The 22,220-nt window shown below is 40.6% G+C and carries 22 protein-coding genes; 8 read left to right on the top strand and 14 right to left on the bottom strand.

The window, feature by feature from the left end:
• A complete protein-coding gene (metG, locus tag J8L98_RS14475; RefSeq protein ID WP_210996975.1) occupies window positions 1–2,028 on the bottom strand; it encodes a methionine--tRNA ligase in 2,028 nt (675 codons plus the stop codon).
• A 170-nt stretch (window positions 2,029–2,198) separates the two neighbouring features.
• Here metG and J8L98_RS14470 point away from each other — a divergent pair, with 170 nt between their 5' ends.
• From J8L98_RS14470 to J8L98_RS14460, 3 genes are all read left to right on the top strand, one after another.
• Window positions 2,199–3,272: an Mrp/NBP35 family ATP-binding protein gene (locus tag J8L98_RS14470; RefSeq protein ID WP_210997015.1), complete on the top strand. Its 1,074-nt coding sequence runs from the start codon at window positions 2,199–2,201 to the stop codon at window positions 3,270–3,272.
• 3 nt (window positions 3,273–3,275) lie between these two features.
• Entirely contained in the window at window positions 3,276–3,866 is a 591-nt protein-coding gene (gene dcd, locus J8L98_RS14465; protein WP_210996974.1) for a dCTP deaminase, read from the top strand.
• A 109-nt stretch (window positions 3,867–3,975) separates the two neighbouring features.
• On the top strand, window positions 3,976–6,480 hold the full coding sequence (locus J8L98_RS14460) for an EAL domain-containing protein (RefSeq protein ID WP_210996973.1): 2,505 nt from the start codon (window positions 3,976–3,978) through the stop codon (window positions 6,478–6,480).
• Here J8L98_RS14460 and J8L98_RS14455 read toward each other — a convergent pair.
• Window positions 6,449–7,231, bottom strand: a complete 783-nt coding sequence (locus J8L98_RS14455; protein ID WP_210997014.1) for a CLCA_X family protein — start codon at window positions 7,229–7,231, stop codon at window positions 6,449–6,451. The genes J8L98_RS14460 and J8L98_RS14455 overlap by 32 nt on opposite strands.
• The gene (locus tag J8L98_RS14450) at window positions 7,231–7,824 is read right to left on the bottom strand and encodes a tRNA-uridine aminocarboxypropyltransferase (RefSeq protein ID WP_192507107.1); all 594 of its coding nucleotides are present in this window, start codon (window positions 7,822–7,824) and stop codon (window positions 7,231–7,233) included. The genes J8L98_RS14455 and J8L98_RS14450 overlap by 1 nt, the downstream gene beginning before the upstream one ends.
• A gap of 115 nt (window positions 7,825–7,939) precedes the next feature.
• On the opposite strand from J8L98_RS14450, the gene J8L98_RS14445 reads away from it, so the two are divergent.
• From J8L98_RS14445 to J8L98_RS14435, 3 genes are all read left to right on the top strand, one after another.
• Window positions 7,940–8,290, top strand: a complete 351-nt coding sequence (locus tag J8L98_RS14445) for an Hpt domain-containing protein (protein ID WP_192508525.1) — start codon at window positions 7,940–7,942, stop codon at window positions 8,288–8,290.
• Between the two features lie 93 nt (window positions 8,291–8,383).
• Window positions 8,384–9,601, top strand: coding sequence for a pyridoxal phosphate-dependent aminotransferase (locus J8L98_RS14440; RefSeq protein WP_210996972.1), 1,218 nt, complete (start codon window positions 8,384–8,386; stop codon window positions 9,599–9,601).
• Window positions 9,602–9,722: 121 nt separating this feature from the next.
• Window positions 9,723–10,574, top strand: coding sequence for a DMT family transporter (locus J8L98_RS14435; RefSeq protein ID WP_210996971.1), 852 nt, complete (start codon window positions 9,723–9,725; stop codon window positions 10,572–10,574).
• On the opposite strand, the gene J8L98_RS14430 is transcribed toward J8L98_RS14435, so the two are convergent.
• From J8L98_RS14430 to J8L98_RS14400, 7 genes are all read right to left on the bottom strand, one after another.
• A complete protein-coding gene (locus tag J8L98_RS14430; RefSeq protein ID WP_210996970.1) occupies window positions 10,566–11,246 on the bottom strand; it encodes a M15 family metallopeptidase in 681 nt (226 codons plus the stop codon). The two genes, J8L98_RS14435 and J8L98_RS14430, sit on opposite strands and share 9 nt — an antisense overlap.
• Window positions 11,246–12,388: a succinyl-diaminopimelate desuccinylase gene (gene dapE, locus J8L98_RS14425; RefSeq protein WP_210996969.1), complete on the bottom strand. Its 1,143-nt coding sequence runs from the start codon at window positions 12,386–12,388 to the stop codon at window positions 11,246–11,248. The genes J8L98_RS14430 and dapE overlap by 1 nt, the downstream gene beginning before the upstream one ends.
• Entirely contained in the window at window positions 12,388–12,732 is a 345-nt protein-coding gene (locus J8L98_RS14420) for an ArsC family reductase (RefSeq protein ID WP_210996968.1), read from the bottom strand. The genes dapE and J8L98_RS14420 overlap by 1 nt, the downstream gene beginning before the upstream one ends.
• A gap of 24 nt (window positions 12,733–12,756) precedes the next feature.
• Window positions 12,757–13,257: a PTS glucose transporter subunit IIA gene (locus tag J8L98_RS14415; RefSeq protein ID WP_210996967.1), complete on the bottom strand. Its 501-nt coding sequence runs from the start codon at window positions 13,255–13,257 to the stop codon at window positions 12,757–12,759.
• Complete coding sequence (locus tag J8L98_RS14410) at window positions 13,258–13,638, bottom strand: ACT domain-containing protein (RefSeq protein WP_210996966.1); 381 nt, start codon at window positions 13,636–13,638, stop codon at window positions 13,258–13,260.
• Window positions 13,639–13,724: 86 nt separating this feature from the next.
• A complete protein-coding gene (gene pta / locus J8L98_RS14405; protein WP_210996965.1) occupies window positions 13,725–15,887 on the bottom strand; it encodes a phosphate acetyltransferase in 2,163 nt (720 codons plus the stop codon).
• A gap of 1 nt (window position 15,888) precedes the next feature.
• The gene (locus J8L98_RS14400) at window positions 15,889–17,085 is read right to left on the bottom strand and encodes an acetate kinase (RefSeq protein WP_210996964.1); all 1,197 of its coding nucleotides are present in this window, start codon (window positions 17,083–17,085) and stop codon (window positions 15,889–15,891) included.
• A gap of 153 nt (window positions 17,086–17,238) precedes the next feature.
• On the opposite strand from J8L98_RS14400, the gene yfbV reads away from it, so the two are divergent.
• Window positions 17,239–17,685, top strand: a complete 447-nt coding sequence (gene yfbV, locus J8L98_RS14395) for a terminus macrodomain insulation protein YfbV (protein ID WP_210997013.1) — start codon at window positions 17,239–17,241, stop codon at window positions 17,683–17,685.
• Between the two features lie 48 nt (window positions 17,686–17,733).
• Here yfbV and rlmA read toward each other — a convergent pair whose 3' ends face one another.
• Genes rlmA through xthA form a run of 3 tightly spaced genes read right to left on the bottom strand, consistent with a single transcriptional unit; the run spans window position 17,734 to window position 19,979 of the window.
• Window positions 17,734–18,543: a 23S rRNA (guanine(745)-N(1))-methyltransferase gene (gene rlmA / locus J8L98_RS14390; protein ID WP_210996963.1), complete on the bottom strand. Its 810-nt coding sequence runs from the start codon at window positions 18,541–18,543 to the stop codon at window positions 17,734–17,736.
• A complete protein-coding gene (locus J8L98_RS14385) occupies window positions 18,540–19,166 on the bottom strand; it encodes an energy-coupling factor ABC transporter permease (protein ID WP_210996962.1) in 627 nt (208 codons plus the stop codon). Before J8L98_RS14385 ends, rlmA begins: the two co-directional genes overlap by 4 nt.
• Before the next feature lie 3 nt (window positions 19,167–19,169).
• Complete coding sequence (gene xthA / locus J8L98_RS14380; RefSeq protein ID WP_192508527.1) at window positions 19,170–19,979, bottom strand: exodeoxyribonuclease III; 810 nt, start codon at window positions 19,977–19,979, stop codon at window positions 19,170–19,172.
• Window positions 19,980–20,240: 261 nt separating this feature from the next.
• On the opposite strand from xthA, the gene J8L98_RS14375 reads away from it, so the two are divergent.
• The gene (locus tag J8L98_RS14375) at window positions 20,241–20,675 is read left to right on the top strand and encodes an exonuclease III (protein WP_247671015.1); all 435 of its coding nucleotides are present in this window, start codon (window positions 20,241–20,243) and stop codon (window positions 20,673–20,675) included.
• 63 nt (window positions 20,676–20,738) lie between these two features.
• Here J8L98_RS14375 and J8L98_RS14370 read toward each other — a convergent pair whose 3' ends face one another.
• The gene (locus J8L98_RS14370; RefSeq protein ID WP_210996960.1) at window positions 20,739–22,028 is read right to left on the bottom strand and encodes an anti-phage deoxyguanosine triphosphatase; all 1,290 of its coding nucleotides are present in this window, start codon (window positions 22,026–22,028) and stop codon (window positions 20,739–20,741) included.
• Between the last annotated feature and the right edge of the window lie 192 nt (window positions 22,029–22,220).

Genomic DNA, 22,220 nt, shown 5'->3' with positions numbered 1-22,220 from the left:
TTACATGACACGCATGCCAGGTTCTGAACCGTTGTCTGGGCTTAATATGTAAATTTCTTTACCACCTGGTCCTGCAGCTAAGACCATACCTTCTGACATCCCAAAGCGCATTTTACGAGGCTTCAGGTTAGCAACCATCACTGTTAGTTTGCCTTCAATATCTTCAGGTGCGTACGCCGACTTGATACCGGCAAAGACTTGTCTTGTTTCTCCCCCTAAATCAAGGGTGAGTTTGAGTAGTTTGTCAGCGCCTTCAACGTGCTCAGCTTTAGCTATTTTGACAACTCGCAGGTCAACCTTGGCAAAGTCATTGAATTCAATCTCTTCGGCAATCGGTTCTTTCGCAAGTGGGCTACTTGGATCAATTGTTGCTTGGGTTGTCGCAACCAAACTTTCCTTTGACTCATCTAGCATTGTATTGACTTTATCCATATCAACACGTTGCATTAGTGCTTTAAATTTATTGATCGGGTGATCAGATAATATTTCTTGTGCACTGTCCCATGTCAATTCTGTATTTAGAAACTGTTCCACATTACTAGCCATAGCAGGTAATACTGGCTTTAAATACGTCATTAGGATCTTGAATAAATTTAAACCCAAAGAGCACACTTGGTGTGCTTGTTCATGAGTTTCTTCATTTTTGATCAGTACCCATGGTGCTTGTGCATCTATAAATTGATTTGCTTTGTCTGCAAGTGCCATTATTTCACGAATGGCTCTACTGTACTCACGTTGTTCATAATGCTCTGCAATAACGCTAGCGGCTGATTGGAATTCAGCTATGAGCTCTGGCTCAAGTATTGTGTCAGAGATTTTTCCATCAAACTTTTTAGTTATAAACCCAGCACAACGAGAGGCTATGTTAACAACTTTACCAACTAGGTCTGAGTTAACACGTTGTGCAAAATCCTCTAAGTTTAGGTCTAAATCAGTGATTCCCCCATTGAGTTTTGCTGCAAAGTAATAACGCAAGAATTCAGGGTCTAAATGCTCAAGGTAGGTACGAGCTTTGATAAATGTGCCTTTAGACTTAGACATTTTGGCACCGTTGACTGTAACAAAACCGTGCGCGAATACATTCGTTGGTTTCCGGAATTCTGCAGCATCTAACATAGCAGGCCAAAATAAGCTGTGGAAATAGATGATATCCTTGCCAATAAAGTGATAAAGCTCGGCATTTGAATTCTCAGACCAGAAATCATTAAAATTGATGCCTTTTTTATCGCATAGATTTTTAAAGCTCGCCATGTAGCCAATTGGTGCATCTAACCAAACGTAAAAGTATTTTCCAGGAGCACCTGGGATCTCGAAACCAAAGTAAGGCGCATCTCGACTGATATCCCATTGCTGAAGACCATCAGCAAACCATTCGTCAAGCTTATTAGCCATTTCAGTTTGAATTGAACCAGAATGTAACCATTCTTTTAGCATGCCTTCGAATGCAGGCAAATCGAAGAAAAAGTGCTCAGAGTCTTTTAAGATAGGGACAGCGCCAGACATTGCAGAGCGCGGCTCTTTTAATTCTGTTGGGCTATATGTCGCACCACATGCATCGCAACTGTCACCATTTTGCTCTGTTGCGTCACATGTAGGGCATGTACCAGTCACAAAACGGTCAGGTAAAAAGATGTTTTTCTCAGGATCAAACAGCTGTGAAATTGTCCGTTTTTTAATATGCCCTTTGTCATTTAAGCGGTTATAAATCAGTTCGCTCAGTTCTTTATTTTCATCGCTATGCGTACTGTGATAGTTATCAAATTCAATATTGAAGTCAGCGAAATCTCGTTGGCGTTCTATGCTGACATTTTTCACCATTTCCTCTGGCGAGATCCCTTGCTTTTGGGCATTGAGCATAATAGGAGTACCGTGTGCGTCATCAGCACATACATAATACGCTTCGTGACCACGTAGTTTTTGAAAGCGTGACCAAATATCCGTTTGTATATACTCAAGCATGTGGCCTAAGTGTGTTGGGCCATTGGCATAAGGTAAAGCACTGGTGATGAGAATTTTTCTCTTAGTCATAACGGTTCCGTGAATTTTGAGCGGTTCTGTTTAAGAAACAGCCAACCCTCTAAGTTTTAGTTTACAATTGCCAGTTGGTAGCCATGTAAAGCATTAATAGACTGGTTTTAATGGGTTGAATGTTACATAATTCCGAAGCCTTTTTCATCACTCGAGTACGTTTTATTTTTATGTTTGGCATCAATAAACTATTTAAGAAAGATAATTCCGATGAATCGCGGTTATTTACTTTACTTGAAGGCTATAAAAGTGGGGTATTTCCGCTTGGTATTGAGCATGAATGGGTGGAGCGTTATACTGACAAACCAGACGTCTTAGATATTACGTTGTTGGTCCCATTTGCAGTGCAAAGTGCGAACACTGCATTAGCTACTTATTTAAGCGAGCACTTAGATAAGCGCGTCACGGTTACAATTAATGTACACTTACCTGAGCAGTTTAAATATAAAAAAATAAAACACATCGTCTTGGTGGCGTCAGGGAAAGGCGGGGTTGGTAAGTCTACAACCGCGGCATTTTTAGCTCAAGCGCTCGTATCAGAGGGGGCGAATGTTGGTGTATTAGATGCGGATATATATGGGCCTTCTATTCCGTCTATTTTTGGTGTGAAAAATGAGAAGCCGTCTTCAAAAGATAATAAAACCCTCAACCCTATCGTAAAAGATGCAATAAAAATTCAATCGATCGGTTTTTTAGTACCGGCTGAAAACGCCACAGTTTGGCGAGGGCCGATGGCATCACAAGCATTAAATCAGTTACTGAATGAAACCGATTGGGGTAATTTGGACTATTTAATTGTTGATATGCCGCCTGGCACTGGCGATATACAATTAACAATGACACAGAAAGTGCCAGCAAGCGGTGCCCTGATTGTTACTACACCACAAGATTTAGCGTTGGCAGATGCGCAAAAAGGTATCGCTATGTTCAATCAAGTTAATTTACCTATTTTAGGTCTGATTGAAAATATGAGCCATTTCTTATGTACTCATTGTGGACAAAAAAATCATATTTTTGGTGAGCATGGTGGCGCAGAATTAGCGAGTCGTCATGGTGTTCCTTTACTGGCTGAAGTGCCACTGAATGTTGCAATTCGTGAAACGTCAGAGCTAGGTGGAAATATTTCAACGCTGCCAGCAAATCAAGCAAGCAATTATACTGCGTGCGCTCAACTTGTTAGCAGCATACTGCATTATCAAACGCAAGCGACTTCAACGGTCGATATTGTAATAACGGATGACTAATCAATGAGATTATCAGATACGCATATAAAACAAGCGATAGAACAACAGCGCATTATTATTGACCCACCTCCTGAAGACGGAATGATTTCAGGTATTACGCTGGATTTACGATTGGGGAATAAGTTTAGAGTTTTTCAAGATCACGCTGCACCATATGTTGATTTGAGCGGACCAAAAGACCAACTTAATGCTGCAATGGAGTCGATCATGAGCGATGAAATTGTACTTGAAGAAAATGAAGCGTTTTTTTTGCATCCCGGTCAATTGGCATTGGCTATTACGTTTGAGTCGGTTACATTGCCAGCGGACCTTGTTGGTTGGTTAGACGGACGATCTTCATTGGCACGATTGGGTTTAATGGTTCATGTTACAGCTCATAGAATTGATCCAGGATGGTCAGGGAACATTGTATTAGAATTTTATAACTCAGGTAAGCTCCCTTTAGCATTAAGGCCTAATATGAAAATTGGTGCACTGAGTTTTGAAACGATGAGCAGTGAAGCCGCAACGCCATATAATGCGAGAAAAGATGCGAAATACAAAGGGCAAAATAGCGCGGTAGCAAGCCGTATTAGTGATGACAATAAAGCCTAGCTTTTAGGCGTCTCAGAAGACAGTGTAAAATATATGAATATTTTAATTCATAACTGGCAATACTGAGTAAAGTTTACATACTTAAATATTGATTGAACGAGGCTGTTGCATGCCTCGACATCAAGGAGATGGTATGTGGGTATGTAAAAAGGCATTACATGCAATAGCTCTGATATTGATAACACACTTGTTTAGCAATTATTTACAGGCTGCTCAGGTGTTTAACGATACCAGCAATGAAGTCACAATTAATGAGATCATTTATGGGGAAGGACTGTTTTCTGCTGTAAATATCAATCAAGCGATTGCAGAAAAAGCAATCTCGACGTGGCTGAAAGTGGATATTCCAGCCGAGGACAGTAATGTCATTAGAGAAGAAATCTTCACTATTTATAAACCTGTTGAAACCCTGCTTGACCTGTATGTTGTTGAGGGAGCTCGGGTTGTTCAAGCAGTCAACCTACCTATAGATAACGCCGTACTCCCCCGTTTACAAAGTATTTACCCTCATATTAAGTATACGACTTCTAACACACCGCAACAGATTTATATTCGAATTAGAGCGCCCTTCAACACTAAAATAGAGCATCAAAGACTCTCCGTGAGAGACTTTTCTGAGCAAGCACAAGCACGGTTATTTTGGTATGGTCTAGAGCTAGGTTTGCTCTACTTTGTTGCGTTGTTTATCGTACTGATTGCAATATTTAGCGCTAGAAAGTACTTATCATATTTAGGTGGCTATTTATTGTTACTGGCGCTGCAATGCAGTGCAAACAATGGCAGTATTTATTACTACTTACCACAAAGCATCGCAAGGTGGGTCACGCATCATTGTAGTGCGCTTGTGGTGTTAGGTTTAGCTGCGTGTTTGTTGTTCCACTATAGCTTTTTTAAAATAGATAAGCATGTAAAACAATTAAAATTGCCGACTTTAATACTGACTGGCTTGTTGGTATTTATGGCTGTGTTATCGATTGGAATGGGGTCTTCGATTGCAGTGCAGGTTCAAGCGTTGAGTGTTTTAACGACATTGGGGCTTGGGGTCGGTATGTGTAGTTATCTAAAAAAGGAGCATGCGCGAGAAATATGGGTCGTCATACTTGCATGGCTCCCGATGTTTATTCTAGCGTTTACCTGGGTCAGTATGCAAATGGGGATATTTATTAATAGCGCACTAGTGAGCGCCAGTAAATTAGCTGTTATCTTCCATGTCACTCTACTGGGGTTCCTTATCTACTTGCGTGATAAAAGACAAAGAGACGCATTTGTATTTTATACGATTCATGACAAAGATACGGGGCTACCCAACAGGCTTGCATTAAGTCGCGAGTTGAGCAAGCTTGCAGCAGGCCACAAACACCACACATTGCTTTTGTTTAAGCCGTTGGTGCTTAATAGTATTCGCCTAAATTATGGCATGGACTATGCCGATAGGCATTTAAAAAACCTCTTTGAGCAATTAAATTTGCAGCTAGACACATATGGTAACTCAACGATCAGTACCAAGCGCAACGATAAACATACGGACATTTATCGACTCGATGAGTCGGTTTTTGCAGTGATTCTAGTCGGAAAACTGTCGTTGTCTCAAGTTGAACAATATGTGTGTTTGTTATCGTCAGTATTTGAAGAAGGTATTGAGCTGAAAGGGCACCAGCTCGTTGATAAAATAGAAATTGGCGTAGCACATTCTCCGGTGCATGCAAAAAGCGCTGAGAAATTAGTACAACGCGCTAGGCTAGCATTGGCAACAAAATGTGCAAGTAGTGAGCGTTGGCAGTTGTTTGATGTCGCAAACTCGGTTGTTTCTGAGCGAAGGCTGAAGGTTACATCGGCTTTGAAAACGGCGCTGGATAAGGGGGAGTTTGCGTTATATATGCAGCCTCAAATTAATTTAACGACTGGTAAGGTACACGGATGTGAAGGGTTACTCAGGTGGAGCCATCCAGATTTAGGTCAAGTACCTCCAGATGAGTTTATTCCGATAGCGGAATCGTCAGGGATGATATATTCAGTAACTGAATGGGTTATTGAACAAGGCTTACGGTACCAAAAGCAAATAGTAGAGCAATTCCCTAGCCATGTTTTATCGTTGAATATATCAGGGAAGGATTTATCAAAAAGAGAACTCACAGTGCAATTGATCACGTTGATTAATGAGTTAAATCTTAATCCACGGCAAATTATATTAGAGATCACGGAATCAGTCACAATAGGCAAAGAAGCAAACTTAAAAGAGGTGGTTGATGATTACCGCAGGATAGGGATCAAGGTGGCGATAGATGACTTTGGTACCGGGTATTCATCTTTGGCTTATCTAAGTCAATTAGGATTTGATGAATTGAAAATAGATAAGCAGTTTGTTATGAATATTGAAACTTCTCGAAGTAATCAAACCATATGTAAAGCAACGTGTGATATGGCACATAGTTTGGGGTCAAAAGTGGTAGCAGAAGGCATAGAAAGCTTAGCTAGCTATACTCGGCTGCAGGGTTATGGGTGTGACTTTGGTCAAGGGTATTTTATTTCAAAGCCGTTAGCGATGAGTGATTACTTGGGCTGGCTAACTAAAGCGAATCGAGTTACTGATGTAAAGCAACACCTAGCGCGTTAAAGTAGCGGAATATAGAGTGCGACAATTTAGCTCGAAGAGTAGGGCACGGAAAGCCACCAAGACTTGCAAGCTCACTGTTTTTGACACCGCTGACTAAAAATTCGTTGTGTATTTTTGAGTTAAAAGCGATACATGCCTCAAACGCTCTTGCTGTAAGCTCTTGTGGTTTGCTGAAATAAAGTTGTTGGTATTGCTTATCTAATTCGACTGCTCGGACGAAAAATATACTGGGGTTTACACCACTTTGATCTAGCATACATGCTTTATAAAAGTCATTTAATAGATTGTTCAAAGGGTGAGGCGTCATGTTTGCGCTATGTAACCAGTAGCTTGATGCAAATCCATGTGCAGAGCTGTTATTAAAGAGGCGCTTGCAGATATAGTGGTCAAATGCGTGCCACCATTCATGTGCGATCGCGCCAGCCCCAGCATTTTTTGCCAACGCTAATGTACGTGAGCCGCTATCATAGTGAGCTTGAACACCCAGTTGACCACCTGTACCAAATGAAAAGTTGAGTGTTCCCCGCAACCCAATAACATAAGGAGGAATGTTAAGGATTTGTGCCAAATCTGCAAATGCATCATAGACTAAATTTGCACTCGCTAATCGTTCAGGTTTGGTTACCCATTGGCCAATAGAGATTGTGCACAACCCAAAAGTATCACGCACTTCGTCAAAATCAACTTGATCATCAAAGCGATAGTCAGGACCTTGACGATTAAACTTTTGCATAACTCGGGAAACTCTCATCATGAATAGCGTGCTTTTACGTGTGGGGGCATATATTTTGTTTGCTGTTCAATCATACCCTGTAACAAATTAAGCAATGGTTGGGAGTTAACATGTTCATGGCAAGTAAGAAAAAGGCCAACTGCTTCCAATGTTGATAAGCTGTATGATTGTTCTGCTTTTCTTATTGAATATTGATTTTTTGGTAACTGCTTGAAACTGACAAACTTGAGTGCATGCAGCCATGAGTTCAGCGCGAGTATTTTATTGGTTTTTTTCCATGTTCCATCAATAACTAATAGGGTATCAATTTCAATACCTGATTGGGGAATATCCTCAACGGCTATGGATTCTTTTCCTGGGTATAATAATGCACACGATGACAAATTTAACTGCGTTTGTAATTGTGCAAAGTCTTGATTGGACTCCCCCACAAAAATCTCAATATTGTCCAATTGTAAATTTAATAAGCGAACCGTGTTTTTAGCAAGGTCGGCTTCATCGGGATGTTGCAAAATAATGATTCTGGTTCTATTTTTAATTGGGTCTTGAAGGTATTTGCAAACACAAGTGGTAGTCGGGTATGTACAGTTTGAGCATTGTGAGCGTTTCATGGGTTACTCGTGGATTTAAAACCTAGACAAATAGTACCATATATCGTGAATTGTTTTGCTAATAGTGTCTGAATTGACTAGCATTACAAGTATGAAACAAAGCGAAGGGATTGTTATGAATGTAACCATTAATGAAGATGCTTTAGAAGGTATGCAATCACTTTTAGGCGATCAATTTGAAGATACGCTTATTTTTTGTTGTGATGAATTTGAAAGACTCGAAAATGAATTAAGAATGGCGCTGAATGCAAATAATCAAGATGCAATCCGTCACGCACATAGCTTAAAGTCAAACGCGGCACAGTTTGGAGCGATGAGCTTGAGTAATGCTGCGCGTGCGATAGAGCAAGGCTTGATAAATGAAGATAATGAGTCAGTTCAAGAGAATGTTGCATGCTTATCCGGTCAAGTGGCAGGGTCAAAAGCTCAGCTGTTACAGTGGTTGTCATCTAAAGCGTCTCTTTAATTATATCTTAAGAAAAACCTCTTAAAAATCGTTTTCCCCCTCTAGTTTTTAGGATGCTTTGTAAGCTATTCTAGGGTCGAGAGGGAGATGAAAATGTCTAAACTAACAAAAAGTAATAAATTAAATGGGGTGTACTACGACATTCGTGGTCCTGTGCTTGATCAAGCGAAAAAAATGGAAGATGAAGGTCAAAAGGTCTTAAAATTAAATATTGGTAACCCAGCCGTATTTGGTTTTGATATGCCAGAAGACATGCATCGAGATATCATCCGAAACCTACATTTAGCGCAAGGTTATTGTGATTCAAAAGGGTTATATTCAGCTCGGGTAGCAATTTATCAGCATTACCAGCAAAAAAACTTACCGAATATTGATGTAGACAATATATATATTGGTAATGGGGTGAGTGAGTTAATTCAAATGACCACTCAGGCATTGCTTGATAGCGGTGATGAAGTTTTAATACCGGCTCCAGATTACCCCTTATGGACAGCGTCAGTAAAGCTGGCAGGCGGAACGCCAGTCCATTATTTGTGTGATGAAGAACAAGACTGGTTTCCTGATTTGGCAGATATTCGAGCCAAAATTACAACGAAAACAAAAGCGTTGGTATTGATAAACCCAAATAACCCCACTGGTGCAGTGTATGATAGAACACTGTTACAAGGTCTTATTGATATTGCACGTGAGCATAAGTTGCTGTTATTGAGTGATGAAATTTATGAAAAAATTATTTACGATGGTTTAGAGCATACGTCTATTGGAGCTATGTGTGATGATTTACCTGTTATCACATTTAACGGCTTAGCAAAATCGTACCGAGCCGCCGGTTTGCGGATGGGGTGGATGGTTTTAAGCGGTAGAATAAGTGCTATGACTGATTTGATCACCGGGTTTAATATGTTGGCTTCTATGCGTTTATGCGCAAATGTGCCCGCGCAATTTGCTATTCAACAAGCATTGGGTGGCATTCAGTCAATTGATAATTTGATTCTACCAGGTGGAAGGCTTTACGAGCAACGTAATATCGTAACTGAAGGCCTTAATGCAATTGATGGGATCACCTGTGTTAAGCCTAAAGGAGCATTGTACGCTTTTCCGAAGATAGACATGGCTAAATTTAATGTTGTGAATGACGAGCAGATGATGCTTGACTTATTAAGCCAAGAGAAAATTATGTTGGTCCCTGGGCGCGCATTTAATTGGCCACAGCCAGATCACTTTAGACTGGTTTTTCTACCTCATAAAGATGAATTAGAACCAGCAATGCAGAGAATTAAGCATTTCTTTGATGGATACCAGCAAGTGTAAATTACGTTGGGAATGAAAGCGGGCTAAGTCCCGCTTTTTTATTATGCTAAAACGTCGGTAAGTGTTTGTTTACTGATAATATGGACTACAACCAATAGGATTGAGCAAAAAGTTTGTTTTTATGAAGTATTTTATTTTGGTACTAGCCCTCGTATGTTTTGCACTTAACTCTTTAATTGCCCGCTATGTTTTTAATGAAGACTTGTTAGATGAAGTGACGTTTACGGTGATCCGTTTATGTAGTGGTGCTTTTGTGCTGATATTATTTCTGTTACTTTCCAAGCAAAAAAATAGAGCATTATCACAGTGCGGAAGCTGGTATGGGGCAATTGCGCTGCTAGTCTATTTAATTGGTTTTAGTTTTGCTTATACAGCGCTAGATGCGGGCTTTGGTGCCTTGATATTATTTGTGGTGGTAACATTCACTATGGTAATAGGGGGTATTATTCAGGGGCAAAAATTATCACTACTACAGTGGGGTGCATTAAGCGTTGCATTATTGAGCCTAGCATATTTACTCAACCCTTCCGTGTCACATCCTAATTGGTATGCAGTGTTGGCGATGGGGTTAAGTGGCATTGGTTGGGGGGCATATAGTCTGCATGGTACCAAATTAAAATTAGAAGGGCAGAGCCCCATTCAAAGTACTGCAGGATGCTTTCTTAGAGCCATGGTGTTTGTGCCTGCTATATTTCCGTTTATCTCTGCGATTCAATTTTCATGGCACGGTGTTGTTATCGGTATAATCTGTGGAGCGATAACATCAGGTGTTGGCTATGTTTTATGGTATCAAAGCCTGTTTTGGTTGCAGGTAGACAAGGCGGCTACTATGCAGTTAAGTGTACCTGTGATCACGTTAATCTCTGGTGTGCTATTTTTAGGTGAGTCAGTCAGTGTCATCCAATGTATATGTGCAGTATTAATTGTATTATCTATTGGCTTTTACTTGAAACAAAAAAGTCGTCTAGGGTGAGCACGTATTGTTTATATATTGGGAATGTAATTGTGATATGTTTGCTAGAATAGTTTGTTTCCCTGCAACGTCAAATAGCTGTATCGCACTTTGAAGATTATCTACATTTTGCGCCTGAGAAATATATGAGGAGACTTTTACATGGCTAATATGCCAAGGTTCAGCAGCAACACCACCGTTAAAGCGTGCATACGGCCGATAAAACCCAAACTTTGCTAAGTTACTGTCTAACCAACAGTTAAAGTCATAAAAAGGACCCCCTTTTGCGTACTCCCAAGGTTCAAGTTGTAATTTTTGGTTGTCTTGAAGGCTGTTTATCGCATAGATGTCTAGGTCTGTACCAAAGTGGTGCCGACTCCCCCCAGGTAATGCAGAAAACAGCATGATCGCATGGCACTTTTCTAAATCGTCAAACCCAGTGAGGTTCACTGGAGCATTCTGTTTATTTAAAACTGTGCGTTTACCAAGAAACTTATTATTCCAAATAAGCATCTGTCGCTCAAAATTTCGATAGCCCGATGCAATTGAAAGTGTGAACCCAGCGTCTTTTGCATGCTGGGTTAAGCATACTAAATCATCAATAATATCTCGGTGCAATAATTGCCCTTGATACTCACACAAGTGAGTTTGTGTGAGCCCACAGGCGATACTCGCTAAGTGTTCATCCATCATTAGGTCAGTAGTTTTTCTAAAATTCGTTCATAAATCAGGGCTAAGTTATCAAGATCTGTTGTACTTACACATTCATTCACTTGATGGATTGTTGCGTTAATAGGTCCTAGCTCAATGACTTTACAACCTGTTTGGGCAATAAATCGACCATCAGATGTGCCACCTGACGTTTCGGGAGTACTCTCAACACCCGTTACGTCTTTGATTGCAGCTAAGGTCACGTCTAGTAAAGGCCCTGGTTCGGTTAAGAATGGTAATCCATTTAGTATCCATTCAATGTCATAGTCTAGCTCGAATTGACTTAACAAATGATGAACTCGAGTTTTGAGTTCGTCAGCAGAGACCTCCGTGCTAAAACGAAAGTTAAATTGAACATATGCATCAGCGGGGATAACATTACCAGCTCCGGTTCCCCCTTTGATATTGGATATTTGCAAGCTGGTGGCAGGGAAATAATCATTTCCAGCATCCCAAACTTCCTCAGTTAACCGGCTAATAAAAGGAGCGACTTTATGGATCGGGTTTATTGCCAAATGAGGGTATGCAACATGGCCTTGTTTTCCTTTAATTGTTAGGTGAGCAGTTAAGGATCCCCGTCGGCCATTTTTGACGACATCACCGAGTTCATTACGAGAAGAAGGCTCTCCCACTAGGCACATATCAATTTTTTCACCCCTGGCCTCAAGTAAGTCCACAACTTTGGTTGTACCGTTAATAAACGGACCTTCTTCATCAGAGGTAACTAAAAATGAAATAGAGCCTTTGTGATCTGGGTATTTTTTTATAAATTGCTCTGTCGCGATTATCATGGCAGCAAGGGAGCCTTTCATGTCTGCGGCACCACGACCATGGAGCATCCCATCTTTCACTACACCGGAAAACGGGGGGTAGTGCCATGCTTTTTCGTCACCTACAGGGACTACGTCGGTATGTCCTGCGAAGCAAAAATGGGGAGATGTTTGGCCTTTTCTTGCCCAAGTATTCAATGTGTCTACAAAGAAGTGTTCTTCAATGTTAAAGCCAATATTGCTCAGACGTTTGTTCATTAATGATTGGCAGTTGGCATCTTCGGGGGTAATCGACTCACGCTGTATTAGCGTTTGCGCGAGCTGTACCACGGAACTCAGGCGCGTATCACTCATTAACTAAAAATCTCATTATATTGCGGTGCTTTGAAACCTAAATGAAATGCTTCATTATGTACGATAATAGGGCGCTTTATCATTGCAGGTGAGTCGAGTAAATGCTGCTTAGCAGAGGATTCATTTAATGCTTGTTTTTGCTCATCAGTCAATGCTCGATAAGTTGTACCGCGCTTATTTAACACATTTTCCCATCCGAGGTGAGCGAAGAATTGATCAATTAACTCGGGTGATACGCCATCTTTACGGTAATCGTGAAAGGTGAATTCAACATTGTTATCATTAAGGTATTTTTTAGCTTTTTTTATTGTGTCGCAGTTAGGGATACCGTACATGATGGTCATAAATTGGCCTCATTTGAAATTTGTTCAAGTTTTAGTGAGTGTGATGAGAGGATCTTGTCCCGCACTCACTTGTTTCAATGGATGATAGCATGGTCCAAGTTTTTCTGCATTGATGAGCACCAAAGAGCCCATTGTAGGGGTCACCGAGTTGGGAATATCAAAATAGGCCAAAATGTCTCCTTGTTGTATATCGGTTTTACCAAATGCATTAGCCGTTTGATATTGGGTACTCGAATATTCAGCGGGGATCAGTATGTTGACGAGTACTTTTAGGCCATTTTGTGCAGTAATAATATACTCTGTTCCATGACGATTAATTTGCTCAATGGTTCCGTGTACAGGTGACACTACTTTACAGCTACTCAGTTGCACGCAAACACCTCTACCAAGCATCCCTTGAGCAAATAAAGGTTCTGGGTGTGAGCTCAGAGGTAAAACCTTGCCACTGAACGGGCTTGCAAGATGCATGAATGGGTTTGGTATTGCGTTGATAGGAGTGTAAGCGATGACAGGGGAGAATTGCATTTAAAGCACCATATAGCCGTCTTTTTTTAAGGCATGAATAGCAACATCAATTTGCTGCTCTTTAACTAAAATGAAATCAGTATCATAGGTGGACATCGCAAAAATAGAAATATTTGCATTAGCAAGTACCCCAGAAATATCAGCCATGATCCCCGTGAGAGAAAAGCCTAATGGGCCAACAACTTCTAATGCTCGCCAGTGCTTCTCTGCCGAAAAACTACGCAGCTTTATATCACTAGGACAGACAATTGATAACTCTTCATCGGTTTTGGCAATAAAAAAAATACTTGCATTTAAAACCGTTGTGGGGATTGTATCATCACAGTCTAAGCTATGAATGGTAAAGTCTTGGTTGAGCAACTGTAAGGTTTGCTTTGACATCCCGTAAGCTCTATAAAAACTAATTAAGTTAATAGTATAGCCAAGCGATAAAAATTAAAACCTTTTTAACACTTGGCTAAAACAACTCAGCTTTGTGAGCTAGCGTCTATGATTTGCTGTGCTTGAATAGCTGTGAGTGCAATTGTATAAACAATATCATCCACTAACGCACCACGACTTAAATCATTAACCGGTTTGCGCATCCCTTGTAGCATAGGGCCAATACTGATTAAATCAGCACTTCTTTGTACTGCTTTATAGGTAGTGTTACCGGTATTTAAATCAGGGAATACAAATACAGTGGCTTTTCCCGCAACCTTGCTATTTGGGGCTTTTTTCTTCGCAACATTCTCCATAATTGCCGCGTCATATTGTAGCGGCCCATCAATATCTAAATCTGGACGTTTTTGCTGAGCGAGTTCGGTCGCTTCGCGCACTTTATCAACGTCAGCACCATGCCCAGAAGTACCCGTGCTATAACTTATCATAGCAACACGTGGTTCAATGCCAAATGCAGCGGCAGAATCTGCAGACTGAATCGCGATATCTGCTAATTGCTCAGCGGTTGGATCTGGGTTAATAGCGCAATCACCATAGACGAGTACTTGATCTGGCAACAACATGAAAAAGACAGAACTCACTAAAGATGAGCCTGGTGCTGTTTTAATGAGCTGTAATGACGGACGTATGGTGTTTGCTGTTGTATTAACGGCGCCTGAGACAAGCCCATCAACTTGAGACTGTGCAAGCATCATGGTACCGAGTACTACATTATCTTGTAGTTGCTCCTCAGCAACAACCTCTGTTAGCCCTTTATTTTTACGTAACTCCACCATAGGCACAATGTAATTGCTTATCTCATTATGAGGTTCACAGATTGTAACATTTTCGTTTAGTTCAACGCCTTGTTGTAAGGCAATACGCTCAATTTCTTCTCTATCACCCAATAAAACAGTTTTCGCTATACCACGTTCACCACAAATTGCGGCTGCCTTAATTGTCCTTGGTTCGTTACCTTCAGGTAGGACAATGGTTTTATCTGCTTTACGAGCAAGATCTGTTAATAAATAACGAAAAGCAGGAGGGGATAGTTTTCGTGTTTTCGCTACCCCTTGCGCTAGGCTATCTAGCCACTCTGAATCGATGTGGTTAGCATTATGTTGTTTAACCTTATCAATACGTTGCTCATCATCACTTGGTACTTCCATATTAAAGTTATGCAGTAGTAATGAAGTGCGCCATGTATCAGCATCTGTTGCAAGGATCGGCAATCCTGTTTCCATTGCTTGTTCACATAAACTCATAATGCGAGGTTCAGGTTTGAATCCACCAGTCAGTAAAATTGCGCCTAACTTGGTACCATTCATTGCAGATAGACAAGCTGCAACCAGAATGTCAGAGCGATCACCTGGCGTTACTAACAGCGCGCCAGGGGTAAAGTGATTGAGAATGTTTGATACTGTTCGGGCACAAAATGTCACACGGCGAAGGCGTCTGTGCGCCATATCTCCTGCATTCATTATTTCAGCATTTAAATAGTTACTTAAATCAATAACGCGTGGTGCAACCAAATCAAAATCCCACGGAATGGTTGCGAGCAGCTTAAATGGATGTTTTCTAAAGATGGGCAGAGAGGCCAGCCTATTTATTTCGTTTTCTAACTCTTCTGGCTTATGTTGATCAACAAGGTCGGCACGTGCACGGCCTTCTTCATCTAGGGGCGCATTTACTTTATTAAAAATACAGCCCAAAACACGACTGTGGTCGACACCTCCATAATTACCCGCCGCAATCTCGAGCCTATCTTCTAGTTGGCTGTTATTGTCATTGCCTGGTGTGAGCACAAATACGATGTCAGCCCCCAGCGTTTGTGCAATCTCACGGTTTACCCGGCCCGCATAGGGTTGTAGGCGAGTTGGCACCATGCCTTCGATAATTGCAACTTCATCATCAGAAATGGCACTTTCAAAGCGCTCAACTATTTCTTCAAGTAAATCATCCCCTTTACCATCACCTATCATTTGTTCTGCATAGCTTAGCGCGAATGGAGTTGGTGGTTGTATGGTTGATCCTTGTTGAACTATGACCGTTGATTTCTCTGGGCCTTCATCGTCTTTACGTGGCTGTGCAATTGGTTTAAAAAAATTGACTTTAACAGTTTTTTGTTCAAGTGCACGTACTAGACCAACAGAGATAGACGTTAGACCAACACCAGTTGAGATAGGGATGAGCATAATACGACGACCCATATTATTGCTCCTGAGCGATTGTTGCAGCATCGGTTGCAATAACCCACTCTTCATTAGTGGGGATCACAATGGCGCATGGTTGAATTTGAGAGGTGATAACGCCTTGATTACCAAAACGGGCAGCAAGATTTTTGTCTGTATCAATATTTAACCCTAAGAATGCGAGCATATTAACGACTTTACTGCGGATCACATCTGAATTTTCACCGATACCGCCAGTAAAAATAAGTGCGTCAAGTCCACCTAAAGGGACGACGAATGCGGCAATTTGTTTTGCAAGTCGATAACAAAAAATGTCCAGAGCTAGGGTTGCTTGTGGGTGTCCCTGCGCAGCGGCTTCTTCAATTGCACGACAATCATTTGATAACTCACTGATGCCTAATAAGCCGCTTTTCTTGTTCAGTAGTTCATCGACGGCGCTGGCCGTGTAATTTAGCTGATTAACTAAAAATGAAAATAACCCTGGGTCAATGTCACCGCTACGTGTGCCCATGACTAAACCCTCTAAAGGTGTAAGGCCCATACTGGTGTCTACAGATTTTCCATTTTTAATGGCTGCTACTGAACAACCATTTCCTAAGTGCGCGCTAATAACGCGAGATTGATCGTGAGATAGACCTAATATTTTATGTGCCTGGGTCGATACATAGTAATGACTGGTTCCATGAAACCCATAACGGCGAATACCATGTTCGGTGTATAAAGCATAAGGTATCGCATACAAGAATGCGTGTTTGTCCATGGTTTGATGGAAAGCGGTATCGAATACCGCGATTTGCGGTAGGTTTTCAAAAGCATGTTGTGCTGCGGTAATACCGAGCAAGTTTGCTGGGTTATGTAGGGGGGCGAGTACACTTGTTTGTTTGATTGCGTCAATCACGTTATCATTGATGAGTACTGATTTCGTAAAGTGTTCACCACCGTGTACAACTCGGTGACCAACAGCGATAAGGTTCTGCGCTAAATCGAGTTGCTTGACTAGCTTGACAAGTTGCTTGATAGCAACTTGGTGTGCATCACCTGGGTTTAAGTCAATGCATTGTTTGCTGCCATTGTGTTTATACTTAATAAGTGGGGCTTGTTCAGCGAGGCGTTCGGCTAAACCGGATAACGCCTCAGCGCCAGAGTTGATATCGATAATGGCAAACTTAAGGCTAGAACTACCACAGTTTAGAACCAGAACATGCGAAGATGACATAATGACTTTCCGTTTTTGACAAGAACAGTAAACGCGTATTAAGCTAATAGTGAGGTTGCACTACAGCTACACGTTAGACAAAGGTATAATTGACTTATTAAGACTATAATTTTACCTGATTATTTACTTAAAAGTTAGCACCTAGGAGTTATGATGCAAAAAAGTCTTATTTCACAAGTGCAGCTTGGACGCCAATATGCCAAAGAATGGCCTATGCGAAAAGAACTCGCGCCAATGTTTGCTGAGTTTAGAGTAATAAAAGCCACTGAATTAGGGTTAACAGTGATGCCGATGCTGGCTATTTTTACGGTGTTTTTTCAAACCAGTCAGTTAGGCATGGAATATCTACCACAAGCAATTACGATTGCATTGTTTTTCTTGTCGTTACCTGTCCAAGGGTTGTTGTGGCTTGGTAAACGAGCTGAAACATCATTAAACCCCTCACTGGCTTCTTGGTATAACGAGCTTTATCATAAAATGGTGGCGAACGGGTATGACACTCCGCTAGCTTCCAGTAAGCCGAAATATAGAGAATTAGCAAAACTATTGGCAGATATGTTTAATAAAATGGACAAAGCATTTACAAAAGAACAGTTTTAGTAAAATTAATACGGTGTGCGAGAAAATATTGACTCGCACACTATTTAGTTAAACAACAGCCGGAGAAAATTCACTAATATAGAATGATAAGGTGACCCTGTGAGATGACTTTTTATGAAGTGCTTCGTAATGAGATGGTTTAAACTTCCATGCAAAAGGTGTCATCATAATTAAATGCGTTATCATTTTGGTCGGAATATCTTGCTGGACTTCTAATAGAGTTTGTGAGCGATACTCAAAGCCTGCTGGGCATTCAATGGCTTCGTGCAAATTGACTTCTTCATAAATACAATTTTTTAATTCAAATAAATGCTTTGGACCAGGGCTAACGATAATGACCTTGCCGTTACTATCACACAATCGGTGTAATTCATCCGAAAAGACCGGGGCAAAGATACTGACCAAAACATCTGCAGACTGAGCCTTAAATGGTGCTTGTTTAATCGATGCAACACTGAAATTAACATTCTTGTAGCGTTTGGCCGCGTATTTTATAGCTGACTTAGAAATATCAACACCATAAACCTGTGCTGTTGCAGATAGGTGCTGAGTAAAAGCTTGGGTATAAAACCCTTCACCACAACCCAAGTCGATCACGGTATTTGGGTTTGCTGCAATGACCCTTTGCGCAATTTCTTGACGCAAAAAATCATAATGATCGGTCGCGAAAAATGCACGTCTTGCTTGCACCATTTCTAAGTTATCACCGGGTTGCTTGGATTTTTTATTTTGCACAGGTAATAAATTGACATAACCTTCTTTCGCAAAGTCGAATTGGTGAAGGCTGTCACATTGTAAACTTTGGTCGTTTTTTTTAAGCGGCTTACTGCAAAGTGGGCAGTGATACATCAAAGTCATTTATCTAAATATTCCTGATCATAAAAGGTTTTCACCCATTCAGGGCGATAAGTAATTAATAAAGTAATGGCCATACCATTTAGCATGGCTTCGGGAAACCACATTAGCACTGAAAAGAACAAATAATTGTCATACAGTGTTTGCCAAGGATATATATCTTGGGACCAAAAATAGCTGCTAGTCAGTAAAATCTTAGTTGCAGCTACCAATCCTGCACATATGAACGCACATACAAAAATGTAGACAAAAAAATGTCTAGGCAAGAAATTGTAACACAATACAAATAGTGCATAGCTTAAATAAATTGGGAGTAATGCTGTGAAAAGCAGGAAGTGCGCAAAATCATTGACTGATAAAGATGTAAAGTACAGTAACAAACAAGCACCCACTAATGCACTCAAGCAGGCTAATCTCCAGCCCATAACGAGGGTGACGGCAGTAACGCCCAAAATGTGAATGTCAAGATAAGGCAAAATACCTGCTTTGATTTGCCATAATGCGGCAAATATCACCGCACATGCAAAAACCCCGGTTTGACGAGCGGGGTTTTTGAACAGGGCAATACACTCTACTTTATTTATGCTCAGCAGAAATAATGCCGTAACGATGAGATATTCGAGCATGTATTAGCAGTCGAAATCAGCCCAAATAGGGGCGTGATCTGATGGTTTTTCAATGCCCCTCAACTCATAATCAATCGCACTGATAGTACAGTGCGGCATTAATGATTCAGTTGCTAAAATGACGTCTATTCTTAAGCCTCTATTATCGACAAACCCTTTTGAACGATAGTCAAACCAGGAATATAGATCACTGGCGTCCGGTGTTAGGGTTCTAAAAGTGTCTTTTAACCCCCAATCCATTAAGGTACTTAACCATTGACGTTCTTCAGGTTGGAAGGAGCACTTACCTGTTTTTAACCAACGTTTTTTGTTCGGTTCACCAATGCCAATGTCTAAATCAGTGGGAGAAATATTGATGTCTCCCATGATAATTAAATGTTCTTTTGGGTCGCAATATTCTTGCAAATGAGTCATTAAATCAGCATAAAACTGACGTTTATACGGGAACTTTGTCTCATGACTAATATTATCCCCTTGCGGAAAGTAGCCATTCATTATTACGACTTCTTCACCCGCTGCATTTTCGAATGTCCCACTGATCATTCTCTTTTGTGCATCTTCTGAGTCAGTTGCAAATCCTTTTTGAATACTTTTAGCTGGCTTTTTCGACATTAAAGCTACACCGTAGTGTGCTTTTTGTCCGTGGAAGTATACGTTGTAACCCATGGCTTCAACATCTTCAATCGGGAATGCTTCGTCATGTACTTTGATTTCCTGCAATCCGATGACATCAGGTTGGTGTTTATCGATGATGGCTTGTAATTGATGTAGACGAGCCCTTAGGCCGTTGATGTTAAAAGAAATGACTTTCATATATTGATCGATTATTTCGCTATGGTCAGGTGAAGGATAGTTTATCATTTAATTTCATAACTGGCATGATCTAGATATAAAAACCAAAGGTTAATTTTTGATCGGTTTATGTATAAATGTATGTAAATGTTACAGGTGGCGAGAGAAAAAATCACAAAGATGTGAATGGTCTATTAAATTAGCTTTTAAGACTTAATGGATCATTTACAAAGGGTAATTTGGCTATATAATGCGCGCAAATTCATCTTTGTTGGGTATATTATGTTTAAATTTATCTCTTTGGTTGTTGCGGTTTCTACTACTTTGTCAGTTCAGGCTGAGAAAGTACAATATACTCAGGGCGATGCTTCTGTTGCGTCAAAAGTGTGTGTTGTTGCTGCCGAGCAAGGGCTAAGTGCTGCACGGGCTGCAGCATCACAACACGGTATTCATATCTCTCGTTTTTCGGCCAGTGTATTGTGCAATGGTGAAGATATTCGTGATGTGGCAAAGAAGGTGAACAATGACACTCGTTCAGATGCAAAAAAAGTGGCTCTTTATGCAAAAACGTCAACATCAGCAACAGAGTTATGCATAAAAGCAGCTAAAAATGGTTTATCAAGTATTTCAAAATATGGTCATAAGGCACGTAGCTTACGTTGTAATGATGTACCAGTGAGAGAGTTCGTCAGAAAGTTTGAAAATACGGCAATTTAAATACGATTATTATCGTGAATTGTTTTGATAAAAGCGCCAGACAATGAGTCTGGCGTTGTTATGTTACTCACTGCTAAATAGCCGCTTATGTGTCCTTCTAGCGTACTCATCAGTCATGCCTGCTAAATAGTCAGCGAGTACTCGCATTTTCTCTGCTTTTGAATTTGCCTGCATATACAATTCTTGTGTTGTATATGGGAGTAGGCGTAGAGGATCACTGGCCAAAGCTTCAAATACGTCAATCAGTAAATTTTGACCGCTAAATTCGATTTGTTGCATTTTAGGTTCTCGAATTAAGCGCTCAAAAACAAACGTTTTTAATACTTGCAGAATTGCTGCGTATTCAGCATTTATTTCAACGCTGTATTTGAGTAATGGCGATTCAAAGTCATTATGTTGTATGACTAAATGGCTATTAATAATAAATAAGTTTACAAGCTCCCCAATGGCGTCTTTTCGTAATGACTCGTCAAAAGAGAATAACCTTTCGGTTAGCGTATTTAAGTTGTTACTGAGCCATTTAGATGGCACTGCTTTGAGTTGTGGTAATGCGTAGTTTTGCCAATCAGTTAAGCTGAGTGTACTCGTGGCGATGGCATCTTCCAAGTCATGGACAGCGTAAGCAATGTCATCTGCCAGCTCCATTATCGCGCAATCTAAAGACTTAAATTGTGTTTTGCGTTTGTGGCTGTCAAAAGGTCTGTTGGTTTGCAGTAGCCTACGGTCTGCCTCTGAAAAAGGATCGAGAACCCAATTAAAAACATCTAAATCACATCGATATACGCCTTTAGCTGGGAGCCAATCTTTGGCTTTAATGAAACGTCGATTAGTGTCGTGTTTTGGTATGTTGAACCACAAAGTATCAATAATGGCGGGATATTTAATAAACCCTAATAATGTACGCCGAGTAAGGTTCATCCCAAATCCATTACTGTAGGGTTCAAGTTTAGACACAATCCTTAAAGTTTGTGCGTTACCCTCAAACCCACCGTATTCTCGCATTAAGTAATTAAGGGCGGTTTCGCCACCGTGGCCAAATGGCGGATGGCCAATATCATGTGCTAGGCATAGTGTTTCGATTAAACTGGTCGAAGGGAAATGTTCAAAATCAGGGTTTTGAATACGTAAATGGCGTAGTACACCACTGCCTATTTGTGCAACCTCTAATGAGTGAGTAAGTCGAGTTCTATAGAAGTCGTTCACACCGATACTCATTATCTGAGTTTTTGCTTGTAGTCGCCTAAATGCAGCGGCATGAATAATACGTGAACGGTCTACTTGCCACGCAGAACGATTATCGTTTGGCCGGTTTTTCTGTTGTTCCGATAGTCTATGTTGCCAAGCAGACTGCATAAGTACTCCATGATTAATGGGCATAGTAACGCACGTTGTACATATCGATTATGCGGTGAATACGCATAAACTCGCGTTTAATTGCTACTTTAAGTATAATACGCCGTTAGTTTAAAATGAAAGAACGAAGTAATAGCGTACACATATGCTGATAGTAGCAAGTTATATCAGTAACTTACAGCCAAATTATGG

Source organism: Pseudoalteromonas sp. MMG013 (genome assembly GCF_018100885.1).
Classification (GTDB): domain Bacteria; phylum Pseudomonadota; class Gammaproteobacteria; order Enterobacterales; family Alteromonadaceae; genus Pseudoalteromonas; species Pseudoalteromonas aurantia.
The sequence above is the reverse complement of the archived record's forward strand: the minus strand, read 5'-3'. Positions and strand labels throughout refer to the sequence as shown.

Coding starts and splice junctions, on each gene's coding strand:
- metG (WP_210996975.1), bottom strand. CDS start 2,028: ATGACTAAGAGAAAAATTCTCATCACCAGTGCTTTACCTTATGCCAAT.
- J8L98_RS14470 (WP_210997015.1), top strand. CDS start 2,199: ATGTTTGGCATCAATAAACTATTTAAGAAAGATAATTCCGATGAATCG.
- dcd (WP_210996974.1), top strand. CDS start 3,276: ATGAGATTATCAGATACGCATATAAAACAAGCGATAGAACAACAGCGC.
- J8L98_RS14460 (WP_210996973.1), top strand. CDS start 3,976: ATGCCTCGACATCAAGGAGATGGTATGTGGGTATGTAAAAAGGCATTA.
- J8L98_RS14455 (WP_210997014.1), bottom strand. CDS start 7,231: ATGAGAGTTTCCCGAGTTATGCAAAAGTTTAATCGTCAAGGTCCTGAC.
- J8L98_RS14450 (WP_192507107.1), bottom strand. CDS start 7,824: ATGAAACGCTCACAATGCTCAAACTGTACATACCCGACTACCACTTGT.
- J8L98_RS14445 (WP_192508525.1), top strand. CDS start 7,940: ATGAATGTAACCATTAATGAAGATGCTTTAGAAGGTATGCAATCACTT.
- J8L98_RS14440 (WP_210996972.1), top strand. CDS start 8,384: ATGTCTAAACTAACAAAAAGTAATAAATTAAATGGGGTGTACTACGAC.
- J8L98_RS14435 (WP_210996971.1), top strand. CDS start 9,723: ATGAAGTATTTTATTTTGGTACTAGCCCTCGTATGTTTTGCACTTAAC.
- J8L98_RS14430 (WP_210996970.1), bottom strand. CDS start 11,246: ATGATGGATGAACACTTAGCGAGTATCGCCTGTGGGCTCACACAAACT.
- dapE (WP_210996969.1), bottom strand. CDS start 12,388: ATGAGTGATACGCGCCTGAGTTCCGTGGTACAGCTCGCGCAAACGCTA.
- J8L98_RS14420 (WP_210996968.1), bottom strand. CDS start 12,732: ATGACCATCATGTACGGTATCCCTAACTGCGACACAATAAAAAAAGCT.
- J8L98_RS14415 (WP_210996967.1), bottom strand. CDS start 13,257: ATGCAATTCTCCCCTGTCATCGCTTACACTCCTATCAACGCAATACCA.
- J8L98_RS14410 (WP_210996966.1), bottom strand. CDS start 13,638: ATGTCAAAGCAAACCTTACAGTTGCTCAACCAAGACTTTACCATTCAT.
- pta (WP_210996965.1), bottom strand. CDS start 15,887: ATGGGTCGTCGTATTATGCTCATCCCTATCTCAACTGGTGTTGGTCTA.
- J8L98_RS14400 (WP_210996964.1), bottom strand. CDS start 17,085: ATGTCATCTTCGCATGTTCTGGTTCTAAACTGTGGTAGTTCTAGCCTT.
- yfbV (WP_210997013.1), top strand. CDS start 17,239: ATGCAAAAAAGTCTTATTTCACAAGTGCAGCTTGGACGCCAATATGCC.
- rlmA (WP_210996963.1), bottom strand. CDS start 18,543: ATGACTTTGATGTATCACTGCCCACTTTGCAGTAAGCCGCTTAAAAAA.
- J8L98_RS14385 (WP_210996962.1), bottom strand. CDS start 19,166: ATGCTCGAATATCTCATCGTTACGGCATTATTTCTGCTGAGCATAAAT.
- xthA (WP_192508527.1), bottom strand. CDS start 19,979: ATGAAAGTCATTTCTTTTAACATCAACGGCCTAAGGGCTCGTCTACAT.
- J8L98_RS14375 (WP_247671015.1), top strand. CDS start 20,241: ATGTTTAAATTTATCTCTTTGGTTGTTGCGGTTTCTACTACTTTGTCA.
- J8L98_RS14370 (WP_210996960.1), bottom strand. CDS start 22,028: ATGCAGTCTGCTTGGCAACATAGACTATCGGAACAACAGAAAAACCGG.